The sequence below is a fragment of the Burkholderia guangdongensis genome, assembly GCF_013403875.1.
Classification (GTDB): Bacteria; Pseudomonadota; Gammaproteobacteria; order Burkholderiales; family Burkholderiaceae; genus Burkholderia; species Burkholderia guangdongensis.
In genome coordinates this window covers 1-17,207 of the sequence record NZ_JACBNX010000008.1, presented here as the reverse complement: position 1 = coordinate 17,207, position 17,207 = coordinate 1, and the positions used below count along the sequence as shown (strand labels likewise).

The window sequence follows — 17,207 nt, the reverse complement described above, 5'->3', positions numbered from 1 at the left end:
CGACCCACTCGATGCGGGTCGGGCCGTTGGTGCGTCGGTCCGTCGGTCCGGATGAGCGGACGGGAATTTATTCCGCGGCCGGATGCAGGCGGCTGTAGCGGTTCAGGATCGGGATCATTTGCGCGTAGATCTTCGGGTTCGCGGCGACGATCTCGTTGCGATGGAGGAAATCGGCGTCGCCGGTGTAGTTGCCGACGAGACCGCCCGCTTCGGTGATCAGCAGGCTGCCCGCGGCCATGTCCCACGCGTTGATGCCCTGCTCGAAGAAGCCGTCGAGGCGGCCGGCTGCGACGTTCGCGAGGTCGAGCGCGGCCGCGCCCGGCCGGCGCAGGCCCGTGCACGCCTGCGTCATCTCGATGAACAGGCGCGAGTACGCTTCGAGGCCGTCCTTCTCGCGGAACGGGAAGCCGGTGCCGACGAGCGCGTCCGCGAGGCGGTCACGGCGGCCGACGCGGATCCGGCGGTCGTTCAGGTACGCGCCGCGGCCGCGCGTCGCGGTGAACAGGTCGTTGTTGTTCGGATCGTAGACGACCGCCTGCGTGACGACGCCCTTGTGCGCGAGCGCGATCGATACGCAGTAGTACGGGAAGCCGTGGATGAAGTTGGTCGTGCCGTCGAGCGGATCGATGATCCACTGGAATTCGGATTCGTTCTCCGACTCGCCTGATTCCTCGGCGAGGATCGCGTGGTCGGGGTAGGCGGTCTTCAGCGTCTCGATGATCGCACCTTCGGCGGCCTTGTCGATTTCGGTGACGAAATCGTTGTGCTGCTTCTTGCGGATCTCGATCAGGTCGAGATCGAGCGACGCGCGGTTGATGATCTGTCCGGCGCGGCGCGCAGCCTTGACAGCGATGTTGAGCATGGGATGCATGAGCTGGATCCTGTTGCTGGCGGCAAGAGCCCGCCACGAAAGTGAACGAACCGCACGAAGCACGCTTCGGCGACAGAGACGCGAATTGACAAAGAACGGGGCGCGCCGCAGCGGGCGGAGCGCGTTAAGGGCATGATTTTACCCGACTTTCGGCATTTTTTCGATGTGCCGATGCGGGGAAACCCCGATAGGCCATCCGGATAGGTGGGGCGTGCGCCGCGTTGGCGATACCATAGCGCCATTCAGACGAATCGAGTCGTATGGTGTTCGAAACCTTGCAAACCTCCGCCGCGCCGCAGCCCGCGGGCGCGGCCCGCGCGGCGGGCCCGCTGCGCGGCGGCTTCACGTCGACGCGCTTCGTGCTCGTCGAGCCGAGCCATCCCGGCAACGTCGGCGCGGCCGCGCGCGCGCTGAAGACGATGGGCTTCTCGCGGCTCGTGCTCGTCGCGCCGCGTGTGCCGCACGTGCAGAGCGATCCCGACGCGATCGCGATGGCGAGTGGCGCGGACGACGTGCTCGCGTCCGCGCACGTCGTGCCGACGCTCGGCGACGCGCTCACCGGCGTGCACTGGTCGATCGCGCTGACCGCGCGCACGCGCGAATACGGCCCGCCTCGGCTCGCGCCGCGCGAGGCGGCCGAGCATGCGTGCCGGCAGGTCGGCGCGGGCGACATCGCGCTCGTGTTCGGCAACGAGCGCACCGGGCTGGCGAACGAGCACGTCGAGCAGTGCAGCGCGCTTGCGCACATTCCGGCGAATCCGGCGTACAGCTCGCTGAACCTCGCGCAGGCGGTGCAGGTGCTCGCATACGAATTGCGGATCGCGTTCCTCGAGCACGCGAACGCGTCGGCGCCGGCCGTCGGCCACGACGCGGGCACGCTCGCGCAGAGCGACGAGATCGAGCGGATGTACGTGCATCTCGAGAACGCGCTGATCGCGCTCGATTTTCTCGATCCGCGCAACCCGAAGAAGCTGATGCCGCGGCTGCGGCGCCTGTTCGCGCGCACCGGGCTCGAGCGCGAGGAAGTCAATATCCTGCGCGGGATCGCGAAGCACATGCTGATGAAATCGCGCACGCCCGACGGCGACGCGTGACGGCGCACACCGCACACTGCGCGAATACCCTTGGTGCGAGCGGGGTGAACGGCGCGTGCCGTGCGGGCGCGTTCGAGTCGCCCTACAATCGCCGGACGTCATATGCAAATTCGCTGGCGCGATAAGGGCCAGCCAGCGCCGGCGATGTGCGCCGGCCATTCCTGATCCCCGGACCCGATCATGTTCACGAGACTGCGCGAAGACGTTGCCACCATTCGCGAGCGCGATCCCGCCGCTCGCAGCGCCTGGGAAGTGCTGACCTGCTATCCGGGCCTTCACGCGCTCGTGCTGCATCGTGTCGCGCATGCGTGCTGGCGCGCGCGCTGGCACTGGCTCGGACGCTTCGTGTCGCAGATCGCGCGCTTCATGACCGGCATCGAGATCCATCCGGGCGCGACGATCGGCCGGCGCGTGTTCATCGATCACGGGATGGGCGTCGTGATCGGCGAGACCGCGATCGTCGGCGACGACTGCACGATCTATCAGGGCGTGACGCTCGGCGGCACGTCGCTGACGCGCGGCGCGAAGCGGCATCCGACGCTCGAGGCGGGCGTGATCGTCGGCGCCGGCGCGAAGGTGCTCGGCAGCTTCACGGTCGGCACCGGCGCGAAGATCGGCTCGAATGCGGTCGTCGTGAAGCCGGTGCCGGCGGGCGGCACCGCGGTCGGCAACCCGGCGCGTGTCGTGATGCCCGCGCAGCCTAAACCGCAGGCCGCGCGTGCCGCGTTCAGCGCGTACGGGATCACACCGAACGCCGACGATCCGATGTCGCTCGCGATTCATGGGCTGATCGATCATGCGTCGAAGGAGAGCGAGCGGATCGACGAGATCGTCGCGGCGCTCGAACGGCTCGGCACGCATCTCGAATCGCTACCGGGCGCCGACGCAGTGCGGCTCGATCTGCGCCGGCTGTCGGCGGTGCTGGACGGCAGGGCGGTCGAACGCGAGTCTTGAACTGCGAGCCGCAGGCGTGCCAGGCGGCGGGGATCAGGCGAGCGGCGAGTCGAGCGGCAACGCGCGGATGCCTTCCGCGTCGACGCACAGATAGCCACCGCGCGGCTGCCCGTGGTCGAGATCCCAGTCCGGCAGCACCCAGCGCACGCCGCCCGGTTCGAGATGGCGCGCGGGGCGGTGCGTATGCCCGTGAATCATCACGCTCGCGCGGCTCAGCTTGAAGAGCGCGGCGATGCCTTCGCGTGTAACGTCGTAGCGCGGCGATGCCGGGCGCATCCGGCCCGCCTCGCTGTTCGCGCGCATGCGTTCCGCGAGCCGGCGGCGCCAGCGCAGCGGCCACGCGAGAAAAAGCCATTGCGCGATGCGGTTGCGCGCGAAGCGCCGGAAGCGCTGGTAGCCGTGGTCGGCCGTGCATTGCGCGTCGCCGTGCGCGAGCACGATGCGCTGGCCGAACGCGACGATCAGCGACGGGTCGGCCAAATGCCGCGCGCCGGCCGCCTTCATGAAGCGCCGGCCGAGCAGGAAGTCGCGGTTGCCGTGCATCACGTACAGCGCGATGCCGCGCTCGGAGAACGTGTGCAGCAGCGCGGCCATTCGCGCGGCGAACGGATCGACGTCGAGCATCCCGTCGCCGATCCAGTATTCGAACAGATCGCCGAGGATGAACACCGAATCGGCGCTGTCGGCGGTGTAGGTCACGAAATGCTCGAACGCGGCGACCGTCTTCGGAATCGCTTCGCTCAGGTGCAGATCGGACAGAAACAGGAACGGGCGTGCCGCGTGCGCGTACCCGCGCTCGCCCGGCACGCCCGCGGAGACGCTTCGCGGCGGTGTTTCCTGCAGCATCGAAGGGCCTCCGGCGCGTTTCGTCAGATGGCGACGGCCTTCTCGATCACGACGTCGTCGGTCGGCACGTCCTGATGGAAGCCCGCGTTGCCGGTCTTCACGCCCTTGATCTTGTCGACGACGTCCTGGCCTTCGACGACCTTGCCGAACACTGCATAGCCCCAGCCCTGCGGCGTCGGCGACGAGTGGTTCAGGAAGTCGTTGTCGTTCACGTTGATGAAGAACTGGGCGGTCGCCGAGTGCGGATCGTTCGTGCGGGCCATCGCGATCGTGTACTTGTCGTTCTTCAGGCCGTTGTTCGCCTCGTTCTGGATCGGCGCGTCGGTCGGCTTCTGCGTGAGGCCCGGCTCGAAGCCGCCGCCCTGGATCATGAAGCCGTTGATCACGCGATGGAACACGGTGCCGTCGTAGTGGCCCTTCTTCACGTAGTTCAGGAAGTTTTCCACCGTCTTCGGCGCTTTCGCGGCGTCGAGCTCGAGCTTGATGACGCCGTGGTTCGTGTGCAGTTCAACCATGATGATTCCTTCGATGAGGTGGGTTCAAATGGCACGCGGCCGGTCGGGCGACGCGGCCGCGTGATGTGCCGGAGCTCCGGCCAGGTTGCTTACTTCGAGACGATGCTCGCCGATTCGATCACGACCGGCTGCGCGGGCACGTCCTGCATCGGGCCGCGCGACGTGGTCGGCACCGCTTCGATCTTCTTCACGACGTCCATGCCCGACACGACCTTGCCGAACACCGCGTAGCCGTTGCCGTCCGGGTTCGGATAGTCGAGCCCCGCGTTGTCGACGGTGTTGATGAAGAACTGCGCGGTCGCCGAGTTCGGGTCGCTCGTGCGCGCCATCGCGATCGTGCCGGTCAGGTTCTTCAGGCCGCTCTTGCTCTCGAGCGGAATCGGCGCGCGGGTCGGCTTCTCGTCGAAGTTGGTCTTGTAGCCGCCGCCCTGGATCATGAAGCCCTTGATCACGCGATGGAAGATCGTGCCGCTGTACTGGCCGGCCTTCACGTAGTCGAGGAAGTTCGCGACCGTCTTCGGCGCCTTCTCCGGATAGAGCTCGACGCGGATGTCGCCGAGCGAGGTCTTCATCTGCACGACGGGATGCGCGGCGGCCGTTTGCGCGAAGGACGGCGCGTTCGCGACGAGGGCGGCGCAGCCAAGCGCCAGCAACAGACGTTTCATTGACGATCCTCAGGTTGGATGTATGACGGGGCGCGCGCCGCTCACTGCGACGGTGCGACGTACGGCGCGGCCATCGTGCCGGACGGCCCGCCGAACTGGAAGGTCGGCGAAAGCGGCAGCGTCGTCGTGGTGACGTTCTCGGCCGCGTGATCGGCATACGCGTTCGTGCGCGACACCGCGGCGCCCGCCGTGCCGCCCGCGGGCTTCGGCGGCGGCGACACGATCTTCTGCAGATCGGCGAGGCGCTGCGCGGTCGCGCCGCTCGTGTGGCCGAGCGCCTGCGCGCGCTTGTACGATTCGGCTGCGAGCCGCAGGTACAGGTCGCCGAGATTCTCGTACGCGAGCGTGTAGCCCGGATTCGCCTGCGTCGCGGTGACGAGCGCGGCGCGCGCGTCGTCGTAGCGGCCGTGCTTCGCGTACAGCGCGGCGAGGTTGTTGTACGGCTCGGGCAGTTCGGGATACGCCTGCGTCAGCGCGACGAACTGCCGGATCGCGTCGTCGTCGCGGTTCAGGCGCGCGAGCACGGTGCCGCGCTTGAACTGCGCCTGCACGTCGTGCGGATTCGCGGCGATGCGCGCGTCGAGCTGTGCAAGCGCCTGCTTCCACTGCTTGCCGGCGATCGATGCGTCGACGTCGGGCGTGCCGTCGGTGGTCTGCGTGCTCCGCTGCGCGTGGGCGGAAACGGCCGGCAGAAGCGCCAGCGCGGCGCCCAGGGCCGCCGTCGCAACGAGGGTCGCAGCGCTCGGCGCGCGGCCGCGGGGAGATTTCATAGGCGTAAATCGGAATGTTATACTCCGAGCCATTCTAACAAAACGTCTGCGCGTTCCGGCGAGCCGCAGACAGTCTTTTGCCTGACGTGGCCGTCACCGCCGTGCTTGTCGCCTGACTGCCGCATGCGATTGATGACGAGGATGTGCGCGCGGCACGATGCCGTGGCGCGTGGTCCGACGATTCGCGTGCAGGGCGAGCATCGCCAGGGCGGTTTCCTTTCGGCTCACGTTTCATCTCTATGGAATCACTGCGCATCTACAACACGCTCGCGCGTGACAAGCAAGTTTTCGTCCCGCGCCGCTCCGGCGAAGTGCGGATGTACGTATGCGGGATCACCGTCTACGACTATTGTCACGTCGGTCACGCGCGCATGATGGTCGTGTTCGACCTCGTGCAGCGCTGGCTGCGCGCGCTCGGGTTCAAGCTCACGTATGTGCGCAACATCACCGACATCGACGACAAGATCATCCGCCGCGCGGTCGAGAACGGCGAGACGATCCGCTCGCTGACCGACCGCTTCATCGCCGCGATGCACGACGATTGCGACGCGCTCGGCGTCGAGCGGCCGGACATCGAGCCGCGCGCGACCGCGTTCATTCCTCAGATGCTCGGGATGATCGAGACGCTCGAGGCGAACGGCTACGCGTATCAGGCGAAGGACGGCGACGTCAATTACTCGGTGCGCAAGTTCGCCGGTTACGGGAAGCTGTCGGGCAAGTCGCTCGAGGATCTGCGCGCGGGCGAGCGCGTCGCCGCGAACGATGCGAAGGAGGATCCGCTCGATTTCGTGCTGTGGAAGCGCGCGAAGCCCGAGGAGCCGGAAGGCACCGCGTGGGAATCGAAGTACGGCGCGGGGCGTCCGGGCTGGCACATCGAATGCTCGGCGATGGGTTGCACGCTGCTCGGCGATCATTTCGACATCCACGGCGGCGGCCAGGATCTGCAGTTCCCGCACCACGAGAACGAGATCGCGCAGAGCGAGGGCGCGACTGGCGAGACGTTCGTCAACTACTGGATGCACAACGGCTTCGTGCAGGTCGACAGCGAGAAGATGTCGAAATCGCTCGGCAACTTCTTCACGATTCGCGAAGTGCTCGAGAAGTATGACGCGGAAGTGATGCGCTTCTTCATCGTGCGCACGCACTACCGTTCGCCGCTCAATTACAGCGACGTGCATCTGGACGATGCGCGCGCGTCGCTGACGCGGCTTTATACGGCGTTGAAGGACGTCGCGCCGGATGCGGGCGAGCTCGACTGGAACGAGCCGCACGCGCAGCGTTTCGCCGCCGCGATGAACGACGATTTCAACACGCCGGTCGCGGTGGCCGTGCTGTTCGAGCTCGCGGGCGAGGTCAACCGCACGCGGGACGCGGTGCTTGCGCGGCAGTTCAAGCGCCTTGCGGGGTTGCTCGGGCTGCTTGGTCGCGAGCCGCGCGCGTTCCTGCAGCAGGCGGCGGGCGCCGCGCAGGCGAGTGGCCTCGCGGCCGACGAGATCGACGCGAGGATCGCCGCGCGCGGCGCGGCGAAGAAAGCGAAGGACTATGCCGAGGCGGACCGGATCCGGGCGGAACTGCTCGAAGCCGGGATCGCGCTTGAAGACAAACCGGGCGGGTCGACCGAATGGCGTCGCGTATGAACGCGGCGCGTGCGTTCCACTGATCGACTCGTCGGGCAGGAGGCAAGATGGCAACGGCCAGAAAAGCGCCGGTGAAGCGCGAGCCGGCAGCCGGTCGCGCGCCGGCGGCGAAGACGGGCGCGAAGACGGGTGCAACGCGCGCCGCGCCGAACGGCGCGTTGAACGGGCAGGCACAGGCGCCGGCGGCGAAGCCCGCGCGCGCGAAGGGTGTCGACGGTGCCGCGTACGACGGCGCGGCCGCGCCCGCTCGTCGCGCGCGCGCATCGGACGCCGCGGTGGAAGCGGCGGCGGAGGCCGCGGTGCCGGTGCAGGTGGGCGATGCCGACGTCGTCGTGCGGCCGCCGTACTGGGACAAGGCCTGCGCCGATCTCGTGAAGCGCGACCGCATCCTGAAGAAGCTGATCCCGAAATTCGGTCCCGCGCATCTGGTGAAGCGCGGCGATCCGTTCGTCACGCTCGCGCGCTCGGTGGTCGGGCAGCAGATCTCGGTCGCGTCCGCGCAGGCGACCTGGGAGCGGATCGAGACCGCGTGCCCGAAGCTCGCGCCGCAGCCGGTGATCAAGCTCGGCCCGGACAAGCTGATCGGCTGCGGGCTGTCGAAGCGCAAGACGGAATACATCCTCGATCTCGCGCAGCATTTCGCGTCGGGCGCGCTGCACGTCGACAAGTGGACGTCGATGGACGACGAGGACGTGATCGCGGAGCTCACGCAGATCCGCGGGATCGGCCGCTGGACGGCCGAGATGTTCCTGATCTTCAACCTGTCGCGGCCGGACGTGCTGCCGCTCGACGATCTCGGGCTGATCCGCGCGATCAGCGTCAATTACTTCAGCGGAGAGCCGGTCACGCGCAGCGAGGCGCGCGAGGTCGCGGCCAACTGGGAACCGTGGCGCACGGTCGCGACCTGGTACATGTGGCGCAGCCTCGACTCGCTCGGCGCCGGCGGCTGAGCGCCACTATCGAATTTTGATCACTCATAGTTGAGGGCGGGCTTCGACCGCCGCTCGCGCGGGTAGAATACGCGCTGCCGCAAGACCCAAGGATTCGAACACATGAAAACCACCTTTCTGGATTTCGAGCAGCCGATCGCCGAACTCGAGGCCAAGATCGAGGAGCTTCGATTCGTGCAGGACGAATCGGCTGTCGATATTTCGGAAGAAATCGAGCGGCTGTCGAAGAAGAGTCAGCAACTGACGAAGGACCTGTACGCGAACCTGTCGCCGTGGCAGGTGTCGCAGATCGCGCGGCATCCGCAGCGTCCTTACACGCTCGACTACATCGCCGAGCTGTTCACCGATTTCCACGAGCTGCACGGCGACCGCGCGTTCGCGGACGACCTGTCGATCATCGGCGGCCTGGCGCGCTTCGGCGGCCATCCGTGCATGGTGATCGGCCATCAGAAGGGCCGCGACACGAAGGAGCGCGCGGCGCGCAATTTCGGGATGCCGCGCCCGGAAGGCTATCGGAAGGCCGAACGGCTGATGCGTCTCGCGGAGAAGTTCGGGCTGCCGATCTTCACGTTCGTCGATACGCCCGGCGCGTATCCCGGTATCGGCGCGGAGGAGCGCGGCCAGTCCGAGGCGATCGGCCGCAATCTGTACGTGATGGCCGAGCTGAAGACGCCGATCATCACGACGGTGATCGGCGAGGGCGGCTCGGGCGGCGCGCTCGCGATCGCGGTCGCCGACACGGTGATGATGCTGCAGTTCTCGACCTACTCGGTGATCTCGCCGGAAGGCTGCGCGTCGATCCTGTGGAAGAGCGCCGCGAAGGCGCCCGAGGCGGCCGAAGCGCTCGGCCTCACCGCGCATCGCCTGAAGGCGCTCGGCCTGATCGACAAGATCATCAACGAGCCGCTCGGCGGCGCGCACCGCGATCCGAAGGGCATGGCCGCGCTGCTGCGCCGCGCGCTCGCCGATTCGCTGCGCCAGTTCCAGGGCATGAGCATCGACGCGCTGCGCGAGCGCCGCTTCGAGCGCTTGCTGGCCTACGGCAAGTTCAAGGAAACGACGCCCGGCGCATGACCGGCCGCATGATGCGCGCGCGGTTCGCCGCGCGTTCCCTCCGATCGTGATTCCCCCGAACACCTACTCCGCCGACCGCGTCGTGCTCGATGCGCTCGGCGTTGCGCTTTCCGGCGTCCCGCATGACGCGCGGATCGCGATCGCGTACAGCGGCGGGCTCGACTCGTCGGTGCTGCTCGACGCGGCCGTGCGCGTCGCGGGCGCCGCGCGCTGTGTTGCGCTGCACGTGCACCACGGGCTGAGCGCGAACGCGGATGCGTGGGCCGAGCATGCGGCGGCGCGCGCCGCGTCGCTCGGCGTCGCGTTCGATGCGATGCGCGTCGACGTGCCGCGCTCGAGCGGCACGGGTATCGAGGCGAGCGCGCGCGAGCGCCGCTACGACGCGCTCGAGACCCTGTGCGCGCGGCATGGCGCGACCATGCTGTGGCTCGCGCAGCACGCGGACGATCAGGCCGAGACGGTGCTGCTGCAACTCTTGCGCGGCTCGGGCATTGCCGGTCTCGCGGCGATGGCGCCGCGACATCGTCCGGCCGCGTCGTCCGTCGAGCGCGTGCGGCCGCTGCTGCATCTGCTGCGTGCGCAGCTCGAGCGCTACGCGGCCGAGCGCGGGCTCGCGTGGATCGACGATGAATCGAACGCGGACACGCGCTATGCACGCAACGCGCTGCGCGTCGACGTGCTGCCGGCGCTCGCCGTGCATTTTCCCGGATTTCGCGACGCGCTCGGCCGCGCCGCGCAGCATGCGGCCGCCGCGCAGCGTCTGCTCGACGACCTCGCGGCGCTCGATCTCGGCGCGGCCGCGCGCGACGACGGCCGCGCGCTGTCTCGCGCGGCGCTCGTCGCGCTCGACGACGCACGCGGCGCGAACCTGCTGCGCTACTGGATGCGCTCGCTCGGCCTGCCCGGCGCGTCGGCCGCGCGGCTCGCGAACATGATGCGCCAATTGCGCGACGCGCAAGACGCGCATGCGCTGCGCGTCGATCATGCGGGGCAGCGCCTGCGGCTCTATCGCGACGCCGTGTGCTGGGAGGCCGGCGACAGCGCGGATCCGCGCGACGACGACGTCGTGGCCGCGCGTGGGGTCGCGACGTGCGCATGGGACGGGCAGGAGGTCTGGCATCTGCCCGCGTGGCGCGGCACGTACGTGTTCGCGCTCGCGGCGCCGGGCGGCGCGGATGCGCTGCCGGAGGCCGCGTTGCGCGGCGCGCCGCTCGCGGTGCGCGCGAGAGAGGGCGGCGAGCGGATGCGCACGTCGCCGGGCGGCTCGGGGCGCACGCTGAAAAATCTGTTCCAGGAGCAGGGCGTGCCGGCCTGGCAGCGCGACGTGCCGCTGCTGTACGCGGGCGACCGGTTGCTCTACGTGCCGCGGCTCGGCGTGAATCGCGACGGCGCCGCGACGGGCGGCGATGCGCCGGTCGGCGCGCGGTGGCGCCGGATCGAATGGCGGCCCGATCTGCTGATCGCGTGACCGGCGTTCCGCTTCCGCGAACGGCCGCCGCGGGGATGGTTGCGTCACGAACGGCCGCTCCGCCAACAGTCGCCCCGCGAAGGGCCGCCCCGCGAACGGCCGCCCCACGGATGGCCGCCCCACGAATTTTCACGATTCGGGAAACGGGGAGGGAGTAGCGGGCGGCTTGTCAAGCGGACGTCGATCGGGTACGCTCGGACGTTTGCTCGGCTCGATTTTTGAGCGTCCTGTGCAGGTTTTCCGCGTGACGTACCCGGTTTGCGCGGCCCGATCCGCCTTCCGGGCAAATCCGCCACGCCCGTGCGCTGCGTCCCAGCCGTTCCTCTCGTCGTCCGTCCACAGCCACAAGCCGCGTGACTGAACGGCAACGCGGTCTGCCCAGCGCGCCCGTGCGGTCTTCCCTTCAGTTCAGAACGACAATGGCACTCATCGTACACAAATACGGCGGCACTTCGATGGGCTCGGTCGAGCGCATCAAGAACGTCGCGAAACGCGTCGCTAAATGGCATCAGGCCGGCCACCAGATGGTGGTCGTGCCGTCGGCGATGTCCGGCGAAACCAACCGTCTGCTCGGTCTCGCGAAAGAGATTTCGAGCCAGCCGAGCCCGCGCGAGCTCGACATGATCGCGTCGACCGGCGAGCAGGTCAGCGTCGGCCTGCTGTCGATCGCGCTGCAGGAGATCGGCGTCGAAGCCGTGAGCTATGCCGGCTGGCAAGTGCCGATCAAGACCGACAGCGCGTTCACGAAGGCGCGCATCCATTCGATCGACGACGAGCGCGTGAAGGCCGATCTCGACGCACGCAAGGTCGTGATCATCACGGGCTTCCAGGGCGTCGACCCGGACGGCCACATCACGACGCTGGGCCGCGGCGGTTCGGACACGTCGGCGGTCGCGGTCGCGGCCGCGCTCGGCGCGGAAGAGTGCCTGATCTACACGGACGTCGACGGCGTGTACACGACCGATCCGCGCGTCGTCGACGACGCGCGCCGCCTCGAGCGCGTGACGTTCGAGGAGATGCTGGAGATGGCGAGCCTCGGCTCGAAGGTCCTGCAGATCCGTTCGGTGGAATTCGCCGGTAAATACCAGGTGAAGACGCGCGTGCTGTCGAGCCTGACCGATCCGCTGATTGCGCTCGAAGACGAAATGCACTCGGGCACCCTGATTACTTTTGAAGAAGACGAGACCATGGAAAAGGCAGTCATTTCCGGCATCGCGTTCCAGCGCGACGAAGCACGCATTGCTGTGATGGGTGTGCCCGACAAGCCGGGCATCGCGTACCAGATCCTCGGCCCGGTCGCCGACGCGAACATCGACGTCGACATGATCATCCAGAACCAGAGCGTCGAAGGGAAGACGGACTTCACGTTCACGGTCGGCCGTGGCGACTATCAGCGCGCGATGGACATCCTGACGAACCAGGTGAAGGGCCACGTGAGCGCCGAGCAGGTGCAGGGCGACCCGAAGGTGTCGAAGGTGTCGGTGGTCGGCGTGGGGATGCGTTCGCACGTCGGCGTTGCGAGCAAGATGTTCCGCACGCTGTCGGAAGAGGGCATCAACATCCAGATGATCTCGACGTCCGAAATCAAGATTTCGGTGCTGATCGACGAGAAGTACATGGAGCTCGCGGTCCGCGCGCTGCACAAGGCATTCGAACTCGAACAGGCGTCGTGAAATTTTTCGTGACGCATCCGAGAAAATGCGTCGCGGAAATTGACCTTCGTCCCTAAACTCTATATCATCTTGGTTTCGTCGCGCTGCCTCCCTGGCGCGAGCGAAGGTTCGGGAGACGTGGCCGAGAGGTCGAAGGCACTCCCCTGCTAAGGGAGCATCTGGGCCAAAACCTGGATCGAGGGTTCGAATCCCTCCGTCTCCGCCAGTACGTCAGTATATGGCGGTGGAAACCCCGCAGAGTCTAGGCTCTGCGGGGTTTTTGTTTTGCGCCCAGCATTGGCGAGCGGGCAGCAATGTCCCATCGAGCATTGTTCGATAGCTCCGCTGACAGACACCCGTGAGGCGCGACAGATTGTGCTTGGACTGGTTGCCGGGCGCGGTATGCGCGATTCCGTCTATTCTGGAGTTTAGTTCATTGCGTTTGTTTCGTTAATTGCGTTTATGATGTGGCCGGCGTATTATGAGGTCCGTTACGAGGAACCTGTCATGAGCACCGCTACTCCTGATCGCATAGAGCTGACCGATGACCAGGCCGCGCTGCTTGCGAGCGCCAGTCGCCTGATGAGCGAAGCGCTGGATCACGCCCGCGCCGCGCGGGTGGCACTCGTGGAAGAGGGCGAGCATGGCGATGTCACGCGTATCGAGGTACCGCCTGCGACTCTACGCGTGCTCTCCAGAATACTGGCGATGATGGCCAGCCAACAGACCTTCCTGCTCTATCCGGCAGGCACCGAACTGACAACGGGGCAGGCCGCCGACATGCTTGGGGTGTCGCGTCCCTATCTGATTGCGCGGCTTGAGGCGGGCGATTTACCCTTTCGCAAGGTCGGACGGCATCGCCGAATCCGCATGGACGACGTTCTCGCTTACAAGGCGACCATGCAGGTGAAACGCAAAGCGGCACTCGATGAGATGGTGGCGCAAAGCGAAGCACTCGGCGGCTACGATCTGTGAGGTTGGAATTTGACCGTTTCACCGTGGTGCTCGACGCGTGTGTGCTATTCCCGATGTTCACGCGTGATGTGCTGCTGACGTTGGCCGATCACGGCTTCTACAATCCCAAATGGTCCGACAGGATCCACGCGGAGTGGACGGTGAACCTGATCTCTCGCCTTCAAGCGAGCGGCGTGGCAGTCAACCCGAGCGCGCAGATCGACGCTGTACGACGCACGATGGATCGGGCATTTCCCGATGCCTTGATTCGGAACGTGCCACCCGATTCCGGGGCAGTGCTGCCGGTGGACCCGAAGGACCGTCATGTCGTGATGGCGGCGGTCGCTGTTCGCGCTGACGCGATCGTGACCTTCAACCTGAAGGACTTCGCTGTCGATCACTTGCACGCGGAACTCTCGATCGAGGTCATTCATCCAGATTCGTTCGTACGTGATCTGATCGACTTGAACGAAACGCGTGCGGCCGGCGCGTTTCGCGAACTGCGTGCCCGCAAGCGACACCCCCCTTGGGAGGTCGGCGAACTGATCGAGCGAGCCCGGCGCTCGGGCCTGCAACAGACAGCGGCCTGGCTGGAAGGCGAAGACATCCGCCGGTTGTTGTGACGCCGTCAATCAATACGCCACCGTGCACTGGCGCTCGCGCCGCCCACCCGGTCAAACCGACAGACAAACCTTGCCGAAATGCTTGCCGGCCGCCTGGTGGCGGAACGCGTCCGCAATGTCGTCAAGCGGGAAAGTGCGGTCGATCACGGGCTTGATGCCGTTCGCGTCGATCGCGCGGATCATGTCGACCTGATGCTTGCGGCTGCCGACGATCAGCCCCTGCAGTCTCAGCTGACGGCGCATCAGGTCACGCGTCGGCACCGGCCCCGCACCGCCGGTCAATGCGCCGATCAGCGCAATGTGGCCACCGATCCGGCAGCATTGGATCGACTGGGCGAGCGTGCCCGGACCACCGACTTCGACCACGTGATCCACGCCGCGACCGTTCGTGACCTCGAGTACCTTCGCATCCCATTCGGCATCGCGCCGGTAGTTGATCAAGTGATCGGCGCCGAGCGCGTGGGCCTTCTCCAGCTTGTCGTCGGACGACGACGTCGCAATCACCGTCGCCCCCATCCGCTTCGCGAACTGCAGCGCGAAGATCGAGACGCCGCCGGTGCCTTGAACGAGCACGGTGTCGCCGGCCTTCAGCGCGCCGTCGACCGCCAGTGCGCGCCACGCGGTCAGGCCGGCCGTGGTCAACGTCGCCGCCTCCGCGTGGCTGAAGCCGCGCGGCGCGTGCGTGAACCCATGCGCGGGTCGCACGACGCGCTCGCACGCGTACCCATCGACACCGTCGCCCGGCGTCGTCGAAAAATCGGCGAGCGTCGGGCCACCGTCGAGCCAGCACGGAAAGAACGTCGAGACGACCGCGTCGCCAACCGCGAATTCGGTCACGCCGTCGCCGACCGCTTCGACGACGCCCGCGCCATCCGACATCGGAATGCGACCGTCATCGGTCGGCAGGCGTCCCATGACGACACCCAGGTCATGGAAGTTGAGCGAGCTCGCGTGGACGCGCACGCGGATTTCGCCCGGCGCCGGCACACCGGGATCGGCGAGATCCGCGCGTTCGAGGTGTTCCAGTCCGGCGGGACGGCGCAAGGTAATGGCTTTCATCGAAGCAACTCCAGAGGGTCGATTGACGGGCGCACGCATGCACGATGCGGCAGTGGCGTCGAAGTGTACCGAATGGCCATGCGCGTGGAGGGGGGTGTCATGAAAAGCCAAGTTCGAGACATCCCATGTAAAGCGGGAACCGACTCCAGGCCAGATGATTGAATCGTCGCGTCGGCATCGTATGCGGCGCTCAACATCACATTTCCACCTGGAGACCCATCGCCATGAACTTCCTCGACGGCCATCTGTATCCCGAGAACCAGCAGCCTCTGATCATCACGGCCGCGCCCTACGCACCGGGCTGGATTCCGTCGGACTTTCCGGAAGATATCCCCGTCACGATGGAGGAGCAGATTCAGAAGGCGGTGGATTGCTACGAAGCCGGTGCGACGGTGCTGCATCTGCATGTGCGCGAACCCGATGGCAAAGGCAGCAAGCGCCTGTCGATGTTCAATGAACTGATTGCCGGGGTGCGTGCCCGCGTGCCGGAAATGATCATTCAAGTGGGCGGTTCCATCAGCTTCGCACCTGAATCCGAAGGCGCGGCGGCCAAATGGCTCTCCGACGACACGCGGCACATGCTGGCCGAACTCGATCCGAGGCCGGACCAGGTGACGGTAACCGTCAACACCACGCAGATGAACGTGACGGAGCACGCGGGCGTCGATGACTTCAGGGGCGTGTCGCGCGGATTTCCGCACCTCTACGACACCTACAAGGACATGATCGTGCCCTCGAACCCAAGCTTTATCGAGGAGCACATCCGGCGCCTGACAGCCGCCGGCGTCCAGAGCGAGTTCCAGGTCTACAACATCAACAGCTTCGAAACGATCGAGCGCCTGATTCGCCGCGGTGTCTACAAGGGGCCGCTGGTGATGAACTGGGTGGCCATCAGCGGCGGCATGGATCAGGCGAACATCTTCAACCTGGCCAACATGCTGCGTGCCGTGCCCGATGGGGCGGTGGTCACGGTGGAAAGTTCGGTGCTCAATGTGCTGCCCATCAACATGATTGGTATCGCCCTGGGCCTGCATGTGCGGTGCGGCATCGAGGATGTGCTGTGGAACCAGCGCCGCACGGGGAAGATGAGCTCGGTGGAGCAGATCAAGCAATTGGTGCGTATCGCCGATGAATTCGGTCGCCCCATCGCGACGGCGAAACAGGCACGGGAAATCATGAAAATCGGGGTCTTCTACGACACCGCGGAAGAGACGCTTCACGCCAATGGTTTCGCGCCCAATCGGAACGGCGGCAACCAGGGATTCCTGCGCAAGCCGGACTAAGCAACGTTCATCATCCCCGCTTTACCTTGCGTGCCTCGCACTTGGCTTTTCATGACAGCGAGCCGTCAAGTCGACTCGGTATAAGTATTAATGTCGACATAAAAAATTTTGGCGGATGATGCGTGTAGTCGATGTTCGGTCAACAACCCAGGCATGCAGCATAAAAGAACGGAGGAGACGGCAATGAAGCTGAAGTGGAGCGGTGGAGCGGTTCTCGCAGTATTCGCATGCGCGGCGCACGCGCAGTCGTCGGTCACGCTGTACGGCGCGATCGATTCGGGGCTCGTCTATCAGAGCACGGTGGCCGCGTCGTTCGCGCCGAACGCGAAGAACCTCGGCCACGTGTTCGGCTACAAGGATGCGGGCATCTATTCGAGCTTCTGGGGGCTGAAGGGCACCGAGGACATCGGCGGTGGTTACAAGGTGAACTTTCGGGTGCAGGGCGTGTTCAACAGCGGCACCGGCAAGCTCGGGCTCGCGGACACGACGGGCGGCACCGCGGTGTTCAACCAGCAGACGACGGTCGGCATCTCCGGGCCGTTCGGTACGTTCGACGCGGGCCGGCAGTTCACGCCGATGATCTATGCGATGGCCGATACCGACGTGCGCAACGCGCAGTATTTCGGCAGCATCCTGAGCGCGTGGCTCGGGGTGAACCAGGCCGCCGGCTGGCCCGGCACGAACTCGAACGTGCCGATCGGCGCGCTGTACGACAGCAACGCGCTCGTCTACCAGTCGCCGAAGTTCTACGGCGCGTCGCTCGGGCTCGAGTATGCGCCGGGCGGCGTGCCG

17 protein-coding genes, 1 tRNA gene and 1 pseudogene are annotated in these 17,207 nt (G+C 66.4%); 12 read left to right on the top strand and 7 right to left on the bottom strand.

Translation table 11 applies throughout. The annotated features are described in order from the left end of the window. Positions 1-67: 67 nt before the first annotated feature. Positions 68-871, bottom strand: coding sequence for an inositol monophosphatase family protein (locus HZI36_RS09400; protein ID WP_179402380.1), 804 nt, complete (start codon positions 869-871; stop codon positions 68-70). 260 nt (positions 872-1,131) lie between these two features. Here HZI36_RS09400 and HZI36_RS09395 point away from each other — a divergent pair, with 260 nt between their 5' ends. Continuing rightward, positions 1,132-1,965: an RNA methyltransferase gene (locus HZI36_RS09395; protein ID WP_179402379.1), complete on the top strand. Its 834-nt coding sequence runs from the start codon at positions 1,132-1,134 to the stop codon at positions 1,963-1,965. A gap of 180 nt (positions 1,966-2,145) precedes the next feature. After that, complete coding sequence (gene cysE / locus HZI36_RS09390; RefSeq protein WP_179402378.1) at positions 2,146-2,919, top strand: serine O-acetyltransferase; 774 nt, start codon at positions 2,146-2,148, stop codon at positions 2,917-2,919. 33 nt (positions 2,920-2,952) lie between these two features. Here cysE and HZI36_RS09385 read toward each other — a convergent pair whose 3' ends face one another. The 4 genes from HZI36_RS09385 to HZI36_RS09370 all read right to left on the bottom strand — a co-directional run bounded on the left by HZI36_RS09385 (position 2,953) and on the right by HZI36_RS09370 (position 5,715). Further along, positions 2,953-3,765, bottom strand: a complete 813-nt coding sequence (locus tag HZI36_RS09385; RefSeq protein ID WP_179402377.1) for a UDP-2,3-diacylglucosamine diphosphatase — start codon at positions 3,763-3,765, stop codon at positions 2,953-2,955. Between the two features lie 23 nt (positions 3,766-3,788). Then, on the bottom strand, positions 3,789-4,280 hold the full coding sequence (locus HZI36_RS09380; RefSeq protein ID WP_179402376.1) for a peptidylprolyl isomerase: 492 nt from the start codon (positions 4,278-4,280) through the stop codon (positions 3,789-3,791). A gap of 89 nt (positions 4,281-4,369) precedes the next feature. Then, a complete protein-coding gene (locus HZI36_RS09375; protein ID WP_179402375.1) occupies positions 4,370-4,945 on the bottom strand; it encodes a peptidylprolyl isomerase in 576 nt (191 codons plus the stop codon). Between the two features lie 41 nt (positions 4,946-4,986). Further along, a complete protein-coding gene (locus HZI36_RS09370) occupies positions 4,987-5,715 on the bottom strand; it encodes a tetratricopeptide repeat protein (protein WP_179402374.1) in 729 nt (242 codons plus the stop codon). Between the two features lie 239 nt (positions 5,716-5,954). Between HZI36_RS09370 and cysS the strand changes: the two genes are divergently transcribed. From cysS to tilS, 4 genes are all read left to right on the top strand, one after another. Further along, positions 5,955-7,352: a cysteine--tRNA ligase gene (gene cysS, locus HZI36_RS09365; RefSeq protein WP_179402373.1), complete on the top strand. Its 1,398-nt coding sequence runs from the start codon at positions 5,955-5,957 to the stop codon at positions 7,350-7,352. 47 nt (positions 7,353-7,399) lie between these two features. Beyond that, positions 7,400-8,302, top strand: coding sequence for a DNA-3-methyladenine glycosylase family protein (locus tag HZI36_RS09360; protein WP_179402372.1), 903 nt, complete (start codon positions 7,400-7,402; stop codon positions 8,300-8,302). 102 nt (positions 8,303-8,404) lie between these two features. Beyond that, positions 8,405-9,376, top strand: coding sequence for an acetyl-CoA carboxylase carboxyltransferase subunit alpha (locus tag HZI36_RS09355; protein WP_179402371.1), 972 nt, complete (start codon positions 8,405-8,407; stop codon positions 9,374-9,376). A 46-nt stretch (positions 9,377-9,422) separates the two neighbouring features. Further along, positions 9,423-10,844 (top strand): tRNA lysidine(34) synthetase TilS, encoded by a 1,422-nt coding sequence (gene tilS / locus HZI36_RS09350; RefSeq protein ID WP_179402370.1) that lies wholly within the window; start codon positions 9,423-9,425, stop codon positions 10,842-10,844. A gap of 200 nt (positions 10,845-11,044) precedes the next feature. Here tilS and HZI36_RS27345 read toward each other — a convergent pair. Next, positions 11,045-11,281, bottom strand: a pseudogene (locus HZI36_RS27345) (hypothetical protein); the annotation flags it as partial. Between HZI36_RS27345 and HZI36_RS09345 the strand changes: the two are divergent. The 4 genes from HZI36_RS09345 to HZI36_RS09330 all read left to right on the top strand — a co-directional run bounded on the left by HZI36_RS09345 (position 11,264) and on the right by HZI36_RS09330 (position 14,073). After that, positions 11,264-12,517: an aspartate kinase gene (locus HZI36_RS09345; RefSeq protein WP_179402369.1), complete on the top strand. Its 1,254-nt coding sequence runs from the start codon at positions 11,264-11,266 to the stop codon at positions 12,515-12,517. The pseudogene HZI36_RS27345 and the gene HZI36_RS09345 overlap by 18 nt on opposite strands. A 111-nt stretch (positions 12,518-12,628) precedes the next feature. After that, positions 12,629-12,722, top strand: a tRNA-Ser gene (locus HZI36_RS09340). 281 nt (positions 12,723-13,003) lie between these two features. After that, positions 13,004-13,471 carry a helix-turn-helix domain-containing protein gene (locus tag HZI36_RS09335; RefSeq protein ID WP_179402368.1) on the top strand — a complete coding sequence of 156 codons (468 nt, stop codon included), beginning with the start codon at positions 13,004-13,006 and terminating at the stop codon, positions 13,469-13,471. Beyond that, positions 13,468-14,073: a VapC50 family PIN domain-containing toxin gene (locus HZI36_RS09330; RefSeq protein ID WP_179402367.1), complete on the top strand. Its 606-nt coding sequence runs from the start codon at positions 13,468-13,470 to the stop codon at positions 14,071-14,073. Before HZI36_RS09335 ends, HZI36_RS09330 begins: the two co-directional genes overlap by 4 nt. 51 nt (positions 14,074-14,124) lie before the next feature. Here the strand turns inward: HZI36_RS09330 and HZI36_RS09325 are convergent, their stop codons facing one another. Then, positions 14,125-15,132 (bottom strand): zinc-dependent alcohol dehydrogenase family protein, encoded by a 1,008-nt coding sequence (locus HZI36_RS09325; protein ID WP_179402366.1) that lies wholly within the window; start codon positions 15,130-15,132, stop codon positions 14,125-14,127. A gap of 224 nt (positions 15,133-15,356) precedes the next feature. Here HZI36_RS09325 and HZI36_RS09320 point away from each other — a divergent pair, with 224 nt between their 5' ends. Further along, entirely contained in the window at positions 15,357-16,415 is a 1,059-nt protein-coding gene (locus tag HZI36_RS09320) for a beta-keto acid cleavage family enzyme (RefSeq protein WP_179402365.1), read from the top strand. A 183-nt stretch (positions 16,416-16,598) separates the two neighbouring features. After that, a partial coding sequence (locus HZI36_RS09315; RefSeq protein WP_179402364.1) for a porin occupies positions 16,599-17,207 on the top strand: 609 nt, incomplete at its 3' end.